We start from the raw sequence: 13,940 nt of genomic DNA on the forward strand, positions 1-13,940 counted from the left end.
AGTATTCTAGTTCTTTCTAAATACGAGAGAGCTATTTTACTTTTTGTCATCCTGAAAGGATCTTGTGGGCTTGTAGCGAAAGCTTAACCTCCCTTCCACCAAGTTCCTTTACAGAATGACAAGAATTTAAAGTCTTAATCCCTTCTAAACTATCTGCAAACTATACTTCATCAGCAACCCCTGTAAACCATACTGCGAGAACTTCGCTTTTTTGATGGTATTGATCTCCGGGTCAATGTCAAAACTATAAGCGGAAGACAGGTCTGCACCAGTTAGGTTGGTATAGTTGAAAACGGCTCGTTCCATATCTGTATTATCAAACAGAGCACTTGTAAGGTTGGCATTCGAAAAATCTACGCCTTTCAGGGAGCACTTGATGAATTTGGTTTTAGCCATTTTCCTTTTGGCAAACGAAGCATAATCCAGCAGGCAATTCTCGAAATAAACGGTAAACAGGAAATCTTCACACTCGCTGAAGTTGATGCCTGTAAGTTTACATTCTTTGAAGACCACATTGCTTATAGTTGCATGCCCAAGTTTTAGCATGGCCAGGTTACAACCAATAAATGTACAGTCAGTGAAGCGGGTGCCGGCAAAGTTACTCCCCGAGAAGTCGCAGTTCTTAAACGTACAATTCTCAAATTCGCGGTTCTTTACGTCCTTGTTCGGGTAAACTACTTTCTCAAAAGTCTTATCAGTATGTATCTGGCCTTCCATAGTTAGCTTCAGTTTGTAGTCAAAAGTAAATAAAAAAACCTGCCCTTGTAAGGCAGGTTTCTCTATAAATATATAGTTTATGCTTACGCTTCCTGGTGTAACCAGGCTTTTTTAGCAAGCAGTTCTTCTTCGGTTTCACGGTAATCCGGGTCGTCAACGCAGCAGTCTACCGGGCAAACTGCAGCGCACTGCGGCTCCTCATGGAAGCCCATGCACTCGGTGCATTTATCAGAAACGATGTAGTAAAACTCATCTGAAATCGGTGGCTGAGCTGCATCGCCGGCAATAACTTCGCCGCCGTCGATCTCCACTTCTTTCAGGGCAGTACCGCCACCCCAGGTCCACTCGGCACCGCCTTCGTATATAGCAGTGTTAGGGCACTCTGGTTCGCAGGCTCCGCAGTTTATACATTCATCGGTTATCATTATAGCCATAATCGTATCTCCTGTATATTTTTTATACTTTTGTATGTCGTGTTTCTAAGCCGCAAAATTAGGAACAATAAACGCCTTTTCAAATAAAAATTAAAGCCATACCATATACGCCATGACATTAGAGAACAGGATTGAAGCTTTTGTGGAACTGGGCAGGCAGCTAAAAAGCCTGACTCCGGAAGACCGACAGGTATGGGCGCGCATAGCGCAGTCGCGTAACCCGTGGTTTGATGAAGAAAACGTATCCTGTGCCCTCAATGGCATAACGCAGATGCTGGAGGAACAATACCTCCGCGAATGGCTTTACCCTTATCATCTTAAACAGGTTACACCTAAAAAAGTTGGTGTGGTGATGGCCGGCAACATTCCGATGGTGGGTTTCCACGATTTTCTGTCGGTGTTGATGAGCGGGCATTACCTGCTGGCTAAGCTAAGCACTGATGACCAGCCCCTGATGCGCCGCTTGGCCGATATGCTGGTAGGGATAGAGCCTGCTTTTGCCAACCAGTTCGAGTTTGTAGAGATGCTGAAAGATGCAGATGCCATTATCGCTACCGGCTCTGACAACACCGCCCGCTACTTCGAGTATTATTTTGCCAAGCGACCGCACATTATCCGTAAGAACCGCACAAGCATTGGCGTACTTACCGGTCACGAAGAAGCTGACGACCTGGAAGCCTTAGGCGAAGATTTTTTCCGGTACTATGGTTTGGGTTGCCGTAACGTGTCTAAAGTGTTTGTGCCGGAAGGTTATACCTTCGATAAATTCTTTGAAGCGAACGAATCCAGAAGTAAAATTCTGGATCATCATAAATACCAGAACAACTATGACTATAACAAATCGATACTGCTGGTAAACCGCGAGCCGCACTTCGATAACGGTTTTATGCTGGTGCAGCCAAGCACGAATATGGTCTCTCCTATTTCGGTGCTCTTCTATGAAACGTTCAGTTCGCTGACAGACCTGCGTGAAAAACTCGATGCGATCAAAGAGAAAACACAGGTTATAGTTTCAGCACACGGCTGGCTGGAAGGCAGTATACCGTTTGGCCAGGCACAGTGCCCGATGGTCTGGGATTATGCCGATGGCGTGGACACGATGGCATTTTTGCAGAAACTATAGTTGGTTTAACTTCTGGATAATTTATCTTCTGAAGTAAATCATCCCCCTACCCCCTTCAAAGGGGGACACTCAACAATGCGTAATACTCAAACTATAGTTTAACGATAGGGGAAAAAGTCCCCCTTTGAAGGGGGTAGGGGGATGACGCTTTATCAGGAGTAAAAACCTCAGTATAAACTATAAAACAATACAGCCTGACGAAGCAAATTCATCAGGCTGTATTGTTTTAGAAAGTATTGATCTATTTAGATTCTATCCAGTGTTTTCCTGATCAAGCTATCCACTACTTCTTCTGAGTTTTTGGCAAACTCCTGTGTAATGCGGTTGGCAACTATAGCATTAAGCGACAGCATTTCGTGCCCAAGCAAGCGGCCCATGGCATAATAACCGGCAGTTTCCATTTCGAAGTTGGTCAACTGGAAATCGCATACTTTAAAGTCCTGGTAAACCTGCAGCAGGTTTTGGTTGCGCAGTCCACCACGCAGCACGCGGCCCTGCGGTGCGTAAAAGCCCGGGCAGGTAAGTGTGTTGCCCGGTATCATATCAAGGGCAAGTTTATCGATCAGCATTTTCGAACCCGGTACGCAATATGGTGTAAAACTTACGCCTAATTGCTCTTTTAACGTTTTGGTAATACTTTGCTCGTCTGCTGTTTGCTCTAACGGGTAAAACTCCATTAGCGAGTCCAGGCCTACCCCGTAATGCGACGCTACGTGGCTGCCCAGTGGAATTGATTCCTGCAACGACCCTGACGTTCCCACACGTACAATTTTCAGCTTTATCTTTTCTTCGTTTGGCTCGCGGCTCTGGAAATCAATATTCACCAACGCATCCAGCTCATTCATCAGGATATCAATATTATCAGTACCCATCCCTGTCGAGATTACGGTCAGGCGCTTGCCTTTATAGTAACCTGTGTGCGTTATAAACTCGCGTTTGGCTACTTCTATTTCAATTTTATCAAAATACCTGCTAACCATAGCTACACGGTCCGGGTCGCCGACGGTAATAATGGTATCCGAAATATGCTCTGGTAGGAGGTTAAGGTGGTAAACGGTTCCGTTTTTATTTATGATCAGTTCTGATTCTGGTATTACTGCCATGGTTTCTAACTTAGAGTTTCAGCAAATAATTGCTATCTGATGTATACTTTATAGTTGCTTTATAGCTAGTCGTGAAGTATAAAGCGATCGTGGCAAAAGTAGGAAGCTTCCCGTACAAAAGCACTGATAGTTATCAATTCTTATGTTTTAAGCACATAAATTTGAGCATTGCTATTCCAACTATAAGCTATCTCTATGTCCTCAAACCATAAACTGCAGGCCTATATCAACGGCAACATTCAGCCTTACGAAGATGCGTTCCTGCATATCAGCGATCTGTCTATTCAACGTGGGTATGGCGTGTTCGATTTTTTTAAAGTGCAGGATGGGAAACCTGTATTTTTGAAGGATTACCTGGAGCGGTTTTATGAATCAGCCAGGTTAATGGAATTGACCTTGCCGTTTACTGAAACAAAGCTTATAGATACAATCCAACAACTGCTAACTATAAATAACCTGTCGCTTTCTGGTATAAAGATGATTTTGACAGGCGGTTATTCCGCCAACGGTTACGACCCTGCCGAACCCAACCTTATCCTGCAGCAACAACCGCTGCAACTGCCAACCCAGGACATGATTGCGAATGGTATAAAAGTAATTACCCATGACCATGTGCGGGAAATACCGAGAGCCAAAACGATAAACTATGCCATGGGCATCCGGCTGATCAACAAAATAAAACAGGCAGGCGCCAGCGATGTGCTGTACCAGCAGCATGGAGTAGTTTCGGAGTTTCCACGTTGTAATTTCTTTATCGTAACGCACGACAATAGGATCGTTACCCCTTCTGAAGATGTGCTGTTTGGTATAACCCGTAAAAATGTGTTGGCACTTGCTGGGAAGAAGTATAAAACGGAAGAAAGAACTATAACTATAGCTGAAATTTCGGAAGCTAAGGAAGCTTTCCTGACCAGCACTACAAAACGCATTTTACCTATCGTTCAGGTTGATGATATGCTTATTGGAAATGGCAAACCAGGAGCAATTACAAAAGAATTACTTGCTGATTTGATCGAATTGGAAAAACAGTAACTATAGTTTTACGTTTTCGCTCTCGTCACGCGAGTGTGAGCTTTTGTAGCCTCTGGCCTCATCAACATTAACCACACCATTAACAGTTCTCAGCAGCTCTTTCGGACTTCTTAGTCCGAAAGCACCCTGTCGGGGATTTCTTAATCCCCGTGTAACTGCTAACGCGGACTAGGAAGTCCGCATCAGAAGGCGTTTCGGACAAGGATGTCCGAAACAGCAATAAGTGGGATAACTTCAGAGCACCAACTATAGAGTAGTATCCAGAGCGGTATAAAATAAGAAAAGCGTGCCCGGTTACGAACACGCTTTTCTTTGCTTTAGAGAATACATTACACTTGTACGTCGTTTTTCTTCTTGCGGTTGAATCCTTTTAGCGGATTGTAGCCATTCATCTCTTTCTGGTAGTAGCCTGTGCCGTCGTAAGGGCGTTTTTCAGGGTGACCTTTGCACTCTGTAGAGCAGGCTCCTTCCAGTTCCCAACCACACTTCTCGCAGATTGCCACGTGCAGGTTACATACCGGGTTAGCGCAGTTTACCATACGGTCGTCTTCGGTGCCGCACACGTAGCAGGTAGAGATAACTTTCGGGTTTACGGAGTTTACATCTACGGCAACACGGTTATCGAACACGTAACACTTGCCTTCAAAGTCTTCGCCACCGGCTTCTTTGCCATACTTAATAATACCGCCGTGTAACTGGTATACATCCTCAAAACCCTGCTCCAGCAAAAAGGCACTTGCTTTCTCGCACTTAATACCACCGGTGCAGTAGGTTAATATTTTCTTGTCTTTATACTTTTCTTTCAGCTCTGCCACCTTCTCCGGAAACTCACGAAAGTTCTCAATATCCAGGGTAACAGCATTCTTGAAGCGGCCCACATTGTACTCATAATCAGAGCGCACATCCAGTACCACCACATCGTCGCGGTCTTTCATATCCCTGAACTCTTTTGGCTCCAGGTGTTTACCGGTGCGTGCGTTCGGGTCGATGTGCAGCAGGCCGGAATGTACGATTTCGGATTTGGTACGCACGTGCATTTTAGTAAATGCGTGACCTTCCGATTCATCCACTTTGAAGTCGATCTTGGCAAAGCGCGGATCCGCGTGCATCAGCTCCATGTACTTTTCACAGTCTTCTTTCAGACCGGAAACAGTGCCATTCAGACCTTCTTTTGAAACGATGATACGGCCGAGCAGATTCAGCTCCAGGCACATCAGGTGGTGTTGTTCACGGAATTCTTCCGGATCTGCTATTGGTGTGTAGCAGTAGTAAAGTAATATGCTGTAAGGTTTGTTCATAACGGCTAAGATTCAGCTTAGTGTTAGGTTAATTTATTAATTGTTGTTCCTGCAAGGCTATAGTTAAGTTACCTACAGGTATAAAAGCATAAAAAATAGTTGGCGGTTAAATTGCTGACTACCCTTACTCACACTCTCGGTAACCAGCAATTTAACCTGTAACTATCTGGTGATAAAAGTAAATAGCAATTCGCAATAAATAAATGATATATATCAGTCAGGCTAAATAACAGCAACTATAGGCATAAAAGTTTACTTTATGGCTGCAGCAGGGTTACCAAAAACAGTTGCTTTGGCAGGCACATCGGCTACTACTACAGAGCCTGCTCCTACGCGGGCATTCTTCCCGATTTTTACGCCGCTAACTATAACCGCACCTGTACCAATGTAAGCGCCTTCTTCTACCTTCACTTCAGAGTTAATGATAGCGCCGGTACCGATCTGCACAAAATCACCGATCTCGGCATTGGTATCAACCAAAGCTCTAGACTGTATAATGCAGTTGTCGCCTATTTTGGCGTTGTTGTTAACGATGGCGCCAGCCGCTACCATGTTGCCATGGCCCAGCCACGCGTACTCCGACACAGCACTAAATTTATGGATAGCGTTTATCGGCACAACCTTGTACTCCTCCTTCAGCATGCTAATGAGACCTTTGCGGGCAGCCGAATCTTCTACGGCCACAAACACATCGCATTTCTTACCGATCAGTTTCAGGAATTCGCCATCTTCGGTGCTGCTCATTACCGACACATTGTTAACCTCCTGCTGCTGCAGGTCTTTTTTGTCGTCGAGGAAGCAGTACACTACCATGCTGTTGCTATTGAAAATATCTAAAGCGGCGGTACCCAGTTGCTGGGCGCCCAATATAATTACAGGATTCTGCATAGCTTATCGTAAATAAGGCGCAAAGGTACGAAGAAGTGATTGAGATTGAAAGTGCTGCATAATGGTGAGCTTTTGTGTAAATGCTACTTAAATTTCTGTCAATTCGAACATTCTTGAGACGCAAGTCGAAAAGAACCAGCGCAGCTGTAAGAAATCTATTTCAATTCCAGATAGATCTCTCCTAACGTCGAGATGACAAGACATACTGATACTCTCTAGTCTATATGCTGTTTCGGACATCCTTGTCCGGAACCAAATCTGCTGCAGACTTCCTAGTCCGCGTTATTCGGAACACGGGGATTAGAAAATCCCTACCAGAGAGCTTTCGGACAAGGATGTCCGAAAGAGCGGTGTTGAAAGTGCGTAAAGTTGGGAGATTATGTTATTGTCCTTCCACTTTTGTCATTTCGAGCTAAAGCGAGAAATCTATATCGGATTCTAGATAGTTCTCTCCTTTCGTCGAGATGACAAGAAAGTATAGCTATTAGTGAAGCCAAGCCAACCACCGCTGTGCAAACCTGTTCTGCAAGAGCAAATACACCAGGAATGGCAGAAAGATGATACGGTAACGGCTGAGGGTTCCGAAATTAGGCGTACTGATACCGATTACGATAGCCGACACAACTATAAACAGCAGCAAGACAACATGCCATAGTTTGATATGCTGAACCCAGGACTTTGAGAAGGCAGACATGAGGGCTATAGTTGTGAGCAGAAACAGGAGCAGATTTTCAAGCCCAAGCAAGAGGTATAACGGTTCTGAGGATTCACCAATAATAGGGCGGTAAATAGCACTGAATAAAGCTTTAGGTGCGTTGGCAACTATAGAAGCTATAGTTGGCTCCAGCGAACTATAGCTTAAGTGAGGACCGCTCAGCGACAGGGCTAGCATACCATTATAAGTTTTCACCAGCTGCTCGGTTATAAAAGCAAGGCTGAATATTCCATTAATCTGCCAAACTATTGCTCCTGCTACAACTATAAAACCAACCAATGCCAGTAATTGCCCTTTTATGGTTTGCAAAGGTTTTATAGTTCTGGAGAGCCACCCTAAAATCAGGTAACAAGCCAACAAACCCAGCAGCAGCGCAGCAAAGAAAATCTTGATCTTAACGAACAGGTAAAGTTGCAAAGGCAGCAAGAGCCATGTAACTATAGTTGGTTTTTTCCCGTGCGCCAGCTGCAATACAAAAGCCATCACCCAGCACATACTTCCCATCAAAACGGCATCTTTCAGTAAACCCGAACTCCAGAACGCTACCGACGGAAAGAACAGCAACGCCACTATAGCTGCTTTTCTGGTGTCCGGGAAACCCTGTGCAAGTATAGCAGCCAGTTTTGCCATGCCCCAGAAACTGAACAACGAAAAGTAACACCCAATCAGGTAGTAGCTACTGCCCGTAAGCAGGTTAAAAAGGCTGATGATCTTGAGAAGGAAAAAGGAATTGGAGAAATAGGCAAAGCGCGTAAACGGAACACTTTCCTTAAAACTCTCACTCGGAAACTCGTTAAAAAGCAGCAAACGCCAATAAGCGCCGGTGTTTTCGTGAGCCAGTTGTGTTAGTTTCTGTGATGCATTGAAGTACGTTATCGTATCGCCCGCGCCGTAATAATGGAAGTACAAAACACCAAGCAATACTCCACAAACCAGCTTTAGAGCTAGTGCAGGCAACAGGTATGGCTTCAGGTTTTGTGCCCAGTTTTGCTTGTAAAGCAGCCACCCCAGCACGAATAGCAACAGGATATTGATAATATAAACCAGCAGCATCACGAGCGGGAAAGCAGGTTTTGTTTCAGGATCTTATTACCCACGGCGCATTGCAGGCAGTTTACCGGCTGGCAGTAATTTTTGTAAAGCGATAAAGCCGCCTGGTTATCTGCTGCGGTTTTAGCTTTCCAGCCCAGTTCTTCATACAGGCGCGTAATTTTGTTTGATGCTTCCTTCACTTTCTCCAGCAGCTCAATCGCTTTATCAAGATGCGAACGGTCTCCGGTAAACTGGGCATAAGCAGCCAGCAACGGAACGGCTACATTAATAACCAGGTTATGCGCGCTGCCTTTGCCCATGGTTTTGGTTGCTTTAGTCGGCTCCTGGGTAAAGGTAAAATGCTCCTGCCAGAACTCCGACACCGGTACCATAAACAAAGCTTCGTAGTGCTTTATAGTTTGAGCCTCTAAAATAGCCGTAAAAAAACTTTGCCGGTTTGCCAGCACTGCTGCCAGTTGCGCTAGCCGTATAGTTGGAAAATTGGCAGGACGCATCCGCATAAAATTCCAGTGGCGGCGCTGCATCGTCTTATCTCCTAAACTATACTTATGGCTTAGGAAACTATACTCTTTTGCAAGTTGCTGAGCATATGCTCCATCGGCATCAGCTAAGAAACCAGCCTGACCAAACAAAAGTGCTTCCAATTGAAAAAGCTGTTGCTGCTTTCGAACTATAGTTGCCGGAAGTGTTTTAACCAAGCGCTCCATCGGCTCCTGGTTTATTTTAAACCCGAAACCTTTAAAGAGCACATGATAGGCAGTCGCTTCCCAGTCGTGGTTATAGTTGGTGTAGCTTTTCAATACTTCGTGGCCTTTCTGCTCCAGGCGCTCTGTCAGGGCGCGGCCCAGCATCATGGTTTTGGTAATCTCGGGCACAGCCGGCCATACGTTTGCGCAGGGGATAATGGTGCGGGCTTCCTGCAGTTGTCTGTAAGTATAAGCCAGCGCATTATCTACCCTGTCCTTCAGTTCCAGCACCGGAATTATAGTGCCATCAGTCCGTAATATCTGCTCATCCGCTTCCCAAACCACATGCAGTATTACCTGGTCGTATTTCAGGTCAATTTGGTGGTTGTGGCGGCGCCAGTCAGATGCCCGCAAATGTATCTCCACACTCCCCGACCACTCCACTTCACCAATCTTAACTATAGCTTCCCTGAAATCGGGGCCGGCATCGGTGTTATAGTAACCGGTGCGCAGTACCTGCAGCGGCTCGCCTTCCGTAGTTGCCAGCTCAGTTTTGCGGTAGTACTGGTGTTGCCAGATGTAATGCAGGAAATCTTCTTTCATGAATTGCGCCAGCCCATAACCGAGCAGACTTCTAAGATAAGCGCAATTCAGCAGAAATTAAAAAATACGAATGGTGGATGGCACCAGGTAGCGTTGCTCACGCATTTGCTGGTGATGTTTGAATCCTTGCTTTATGTTATCCAGCGCATCCATTTGGGGGCCACCAAAAATGGATTTATGCTTTCCTGGCAACGGACCTAGTTCAGGCTTAACTATAGCCTCATCTGGAAGATCCAGGTTTTTAACAGCCATTTTAAAATCCTGCTGGGTAGCCCAGGGCATCACCTGCACTTCGGGTAGCTGCCTGGCAATTTGCTTCAGACGAATGCTGGTCGTATATTTTTCGGAAGTATTGGTTTTAGGAACGATAAGGTACTGCTTCTCGAAACCCAGCGCCTGGAAAACTACGCTATCGCCGGCCAGTACGGGAAGCGTAAAAAAGCCGTCTTGCTTTGAGACTGTACCACGATTTGTGCCTGGCACATATACCGCAATTCCTGCCAGCCCTGCTGAACTGTCTGCCGTTACCACTACCCCGGAGAGTTGCACCACGGGCTTAAGTTGCTGTGCTTTTGCAGGCAGCTGGCTAACTATAACTATAGCCGCGAGCAGGAAGTATAGGCGAGGATTTTCCAGAGTGCTATAGTTTAGCATTATTGCCTAACAGTTACGTAAGCGGCCTGCCGAGCTCCAATGCCTTTTTGCCATTCGCCTAAACTAACTTTACGCATAAAATGGTTTCCACCAAAAGCACCGCCAAAACTAAAGAGATGCAGCTCCTTATGATTCGGGTCAGGCAAATATTCAAATCCTATAAAAAAGTCTTTGTCAACAGTTATGTTATAGTCTTCCAGATTTACAGTTACCCAGCCTTGTTTCATGGGTAGGCGTTTAATGATACTTTTCTCCACTATTCTCTCACCGGGCATACCATCTATATTCTCATAAAAATTGATACGCATGTTAGCAGAATCTATCTTGTTGCTGATCAGATACAAGGTAGCTGAAAGTATATCCGAAGGCTTATTATTGAGGTTTATAAACTTGCCTAGTTCTGAGATGTCATTCGCATTTTGTGCCTGGGAAGTGCCATAAATGAACGGGTTACGCGAGGTAGTGCCAAACTTTTTGATCTTAGCCGCTTTGCTGCTGACCACAACTTCACGCAGGTCAGTAGTCTTCTCTGTTAATTCAAATTCAGCTTTCCTGCTGTCAACTATAGTTTTAACCGGAACAGATAGCTCGTTAAACCCAACCGCTGAAAATATAAGTGTATCTTTTAAAGAATTATCCTGAAGTGTTAAAGTAAAGGTACCATCTATAGTTGCTGCCGTACCAATACCTTTCTTTTTAATGCCGATGTTCACGTAAGGTATGGGTTCTTTGCCATTCAGTACGGTACCCTTTAAAACTATATTTTGACTAAAAGCTGTGAGTGCCGAAAGTAAAAAAGTAGCGGCCAGTACAAGTCTGTTCATAGGGAAGTGCAGGAAGTTTTGTTAGTAACGCAGCCTGCTTAAGCTATAGTATAGTTATTTCTTAATATTTAACGATACTTATAAATTTTATAGTTTAAACTCATAAGAGCGTTTCATTTAGAATGTCATATCAAGTACAACGAGGAATCTAATCGGCTTAAATCCTAATATAGATCTCTCCATTCATCGAGATGACAATTGTTATTCAGGTTAATGACGTTACAACTTAAGATAACGGCATGAACTATGAATTCTCATTTCACTTCAGACTATTAGAAAGAACTATAGTTTCAGACTTCAAGGGCTTTCCTGTCCCATTTTGCCAGGCTGGCAGCAGCCTCGTACGTACTATGCAGAAATTCTAACAATGTAGCTTCCGGGTTTCCTGAGTTCCTTACTGCCTCGTACGGTAAAATAAACTCGCCCAAAGTCTGATGGAAATAAGCCGCCGCTGGTTTAATCTTCGTTGTTCTGTAGCCTTCCGGTTCGGGGTAAATATAACTATAGAATGCTGCCTCCGGAAGCACTTCGCTGCCCGGCCAGAACCCGCAACTGCTTACCTCATGCGAATAAGCCTCCTGCGCTATCCAATCCGGCAGGCCGGGCACACCACCCGGATGTTTAGGAGCAGTACGCCCCGAAAAACGGGAAACTGCCAGATCAAAACTGCCCCAGAAGAAGTGGACCGGGCTGCACTTGCCTATAAACTCAGCTCTGAACAATTGCATTACTTTTTGTGCCTGCAGCAATGCCTGGTGAAATGCAGCTGCCTGCTCTGGATTATAGGTTTTATGAGTTTGATCCTCATCAAATGGAATGGGATTCTCGAGCTCGCAGGGTACATTGTAGATTTCCACTTTAATACCGAGATCGGCCAGGGCATGCATTACTTTCTTATAAAACTCGGCTACCGACATATTTCCCAGCGCCAGGTTGCGGCTTTGTCCGGTGCTGGTTTTTATACTTAACTGGTGCTGCACCAGGTTAAGGTCTACCTGAAAATGCTGATTTTGGTACGGAAGATCGCCGGTAGTCAGCCCGGTTGGTGTTACAGTAAGCGTTATGTGCCAGGAGTGGTTTACCCAGGGCTGTGTCTCAACTTTTAGTTTGCCCAGGATCTGTGACCAGAGATGGAGCGTTTCGAGTGTGTCTTTTGATGCAGTGTAGTTAAGTTCAGGCCAGTCGGTTTTCATGTTCTGCTATAGTTAATGGTGCATCTTACATTAACGGCAGAAGTAAGTTAAAGTAACCCAAGTCTGAAAGTATAAATATTAAAAGCAACTATAGAACTAAAACATAACCTATAGCAGAGGTAGAACAGCCCATTTGAGAATAAGTAAGAACAGGAATTCAAAACTTACGAACGGTAAAAATATAGAGCTTCAACTATAGAACTGTAACCTAAACTACAGCTATAGCCGGAATTCCCCTCTTGGGAGGGGCAGGGGTGGGTTAATTGGTAATTATAGAATCATAGCCAGCGCTACTACTTTTACCTGTCCCTGCCGGACCAGTTGAGTCAGGAGACTCAACAACATCATAAGACACGAGCGTGGACGCTCGCGCCAGCAGAAACCAACAGAATTTTTAGCTTAATGCTCTTGATTTTGCTGTGCCGGACATCCTTGTCCGGAGCCAAACCTGCTGCGGGCTTCCAAGCCCGCGTGTATTAGCAGTAATACAGGGACAAAGATGTCCCCGGCAAATTGCTTTCGGACAAGGATGTCCGAAAGAGCATGCTCCTACTTTGATTTAAAGCGGCCAGAGTCCGCTTAATAGCTCACACTCGCGGGACACGAGCGAGGGCACTATAAAATATGAATTTGGCAAAATGCAACAGCCCTGCTCTTAGGATTGGTTTTAGGTAAACTACTTTGCAGACTCAGGACGGTACTTTAATTGTAATCCCATCAGGAAATTGCGCAGGATCTGGTCTTTTAGCGGGCGGTAATGTTGGTGGTCCGGCTTCCGGAAAAAGGCGCTGAGTTCCGATTTACTTAAGCGGAATTTTACCAGGTCCAGCACATCCAGGATATCTTCGTCTTTATAATTTAACGCGATCTTGAGTTTGCGCAGGATGATGTTATTGTTCAGGCTTTTTTCAGGCTTTGGTTGCTCGCCTTCTTTTTTGCCACGCTTGTCGTTTATAAATCCGTTCAGGAAAGCAGCCAGGTTTATGTCCACCAGTTTCTGAAATTCTTCATGGTCTTCCGGCTTCATCCAGTCGCTGATCTCGGTGCGGGTTACTTCTTTACCACCAGACGCAAAAAGGTCTATCATTTCAAAATCGCTGATATCAAAGGTGTAGCGCAGGCGGCGTAGTATATCGTTATTGTTCATGTTTATAGTTTAGCTCAGTTGCTTTTGCATGCACACGCTGTTTTCAACACCTGCATACTGGCCGTAGTTCGGAATTACGGTGTAGCCACTGTTTTTGTATAGTTCTATGGCTTCGGCTTGTTTCATGCCGGTTTCTAATATGGTAGCCGTATAGTTCAGTTCCTTTGCCCAGTCTTCCAGGGCGGTTAGTATTTGCTTTGCTATCCCTTGCCTTCTGAAATCAGGGTGCACGAACATGCGCTTTACTTCGACTATAGTTTCGGTGTAGGATTTTATAGCGCCACAGCCAGCCACCACGCCATCTTTGTAAGCTATGATCACTTCTTTTATAGCATCTACTTTATTGTACTGCGCATAAAAAGCATGGTCGTCGCCATCTTTCTCTTCTAAGTCCTGGTCCAGTAAAACTACAAGGCTCTGGAAGTCGGGGTTATCGGAAGTGGTTCGGGTTAGGGTTAGCATTTAGGGGT

At 45.0% G+C, this 13,940-nt stretch carries 14 protein-coding genes; 2 read left to right on the forward strand and 12 right to left on the reverse strand.

Annotated features, from left to right (window positions below):
• Window positions 1-144: 144 nt before the first annotated feature.
• A complete protein-coding gene (locus KYK27_RS10815; RefSeq protein WP_199110015.1) occupies window positions 145-717 on the reverse strand; it encodes a pentapeptide repeat-containing protein in 573 nt (190 codons plus the stop codon).
• A gap of 83 nt (window positions 718-800) precedes the next feature.
• Window positions 801-1,151 (reverse strand): 4Fe-4S dicluster domain-containing protein, encoded by a 351-nt coding sequence (locus KYK27_RS10820; RefSeq protein WP_162346261.1) that lies wholly within the window; start codon window positions 1,149-1,151, stop codon window positions 801-803.
• Window positions 1,152-1,263: 112 nt separating this feature from the next.
• On the opposite strand from KYK27_RS10820, the gene KYK27_RS10825 reads away from it, so the two are divergent.
• Window positions 1,264-2,274 carry an acyl-CoA reductase gene (locus KYK27_RS10825; protein ID WP_199110016.1) on the forward strand — a complete coding sequence of 337 codons (1,011 nt, stop codon included), beginning with the start codon at window positions 1,264-1,266 and terminating at the stop codon, window positions 2,272-2,274.
• Window positions 2,275-2,519: 245 nt separating this feature from the next.
• On the opposite strand, the gene KYK27_RS10830 is transcribed toward KYK27_RS10825, so the two are convergent.
• Complete coding sequence (locus tag KYK27_RS10830; RefSeq protein ID WP_199110017.1) at window positions 2,520-3,377, reverse strand: nucleoside phosphorylase; 858 nt, start codon at window positions 3,375-3,377, stop codon at window positions 2,520-2,522.
• Window positions 3,378-3,572: 195 nt separating this feature from the next.
• On the opposite strand from KYK27_RS10830, the gene KYK27_RS10835 reads away from it, so the two are divergent.
• Window positions 3,573-4,409: an aminotransferase class IV gene (locus tag KYK27_RS10835; protein WP_199110018.1), complete on the forward strand. Its 837-nt coding sequence runs from the start codon at window positions 3,573-3,575 to the stop codon at window positions 4,407-4,409.
• A 329-nt stretch (window positions 4,410-4,738) separates the two neighbouring features.
• On the opposite strand, the gene KYK27_RS10840 is transcribed toward KYK27_RS10835, so the two are convergent.
• From KYK27_RS10840 to KYK27_RS10880, 9 genes are all read right to left on the reverse strand, one after another.
• A complete protein-coding gene (locus KYK27_RS10840; RefSeq protein ID WP_199110019.1) occupies window positions 4,739-5,707 on the reverse strand; it encodes a rhodanese-related sulfurtransferase in 969 nt (322 codons plus the stop codon).
• 252 nt (window positions 5,708-5,959) lie between these two features.
• On the reverse strand, window positions 5,960-6,595 hold the full coding sequence (locus tag KYK27_RS10845; RefSeq protein WP_199110020.1) for an acetyltransferase: 636 nt from the start codon (window positions 6,593-6,595) through the stop codon (window positions 5,960-5,962).
• 484 nt (window positions 6,596-7,079) lie between these two features.
• Window positions 7,080-8,363 carry a hypothetical protein gene (locus KYK27_RS10850; protein WP_199110021.1) on the reverse strand — a complete coding sequence of 428 codons (1,284 nt, stop codon included), beginning with the start codon at window positions 8,361-8,363 and terminating at the stop codon, window positions 7,080-7,082.
• Window positions 8,363-9,652, reverse strand: a complete 1,290-nt coding sequence (locus tag KYK27_RS10855; RefSeq protein ID WP_199110022.1) for a DUF2851 family protein — start codon at window positions 9,650-9,652, stop codon at window positions 8,363-8,365. The genes KYK27_RS10850 and KYK27_RS10855 overlap by 1 nt, the downstream gene beginning before the upstream one ends.
• 57 nt (window positions 9,653-9,709) lie before the next feature.
• Entirely contained in the window at window positions 9,710-10,306 is a 597-nt protein-coding gene (locus KYK27_RS10860; protein ID WP_199110023.1) for a carboxypeptidase-like regulatory domain-containing protein, read from the reverse strand.
• Window positions 10,306-11,130 carry a carboxypeptidase-like regulatory domain-containing protein gene (locus tag KYK27_RS10865; RefSeq protein ID WP_199110024.1) on the reverse strand — a complete coding sequence of 275 codons (825 nt, stop codon included), beginning with the start codon at window positions 11,128-11,130 and terminating at the stop codon, window positions 10,306-10,308. Before KYK27_RS10865 ends, KYK27_RS10860 begins: the two co-directional genes overlap by 1 nt.
• Window positions 11,131-11,420: 290 nt before the next feature.
• Complete coding sequence (locus KYK27_RS10870) at window positions 11,421-12,323, reverse strand: DUF5996 family protein (protein WP_199110025.1); 903 nt, start codon at window positions 12,321-12,323, stop codon at window positions 11,421-11,423.
• A 676-nt stretch (window positions 12,324-12,999) separates the two neighbouring features.
• Window positions 13,000-13,470, reverse strand: a complete 471-nt coding sequence (locus KYK27_RS10875) for a DUF1456 family protein (protein ID WP_199110026.1) — start codon at window positions 13,468-13,470, stop codon at window positions 13,000-13,002.
• A gap of 9 nt (window positions 13,471-13,479) precedes the next feature.
• Window positions 13,480-13,932 (reverse strand): GNAT family N-acetyltransferase, encoded by a 453-nt coding sequence (locus KYK27_RS10880; protein WP_199110027.1) that lies wholly within the window; start codon window positions 13,930-13,932, stop codon window positions 13,480-13,482.
• Between the last annotated feature and the right edge of the window lie 8 nt (window positions 13,933-13,940).

Source organism: Pontibacter populi (genome assembly GCF_019336435.1).
GTDB lineage: Bacteria > Bacteroidota > Bacteroidia > Cytophagales > Hymenobacteraceae > Pontibacter > Pontibacter humidus.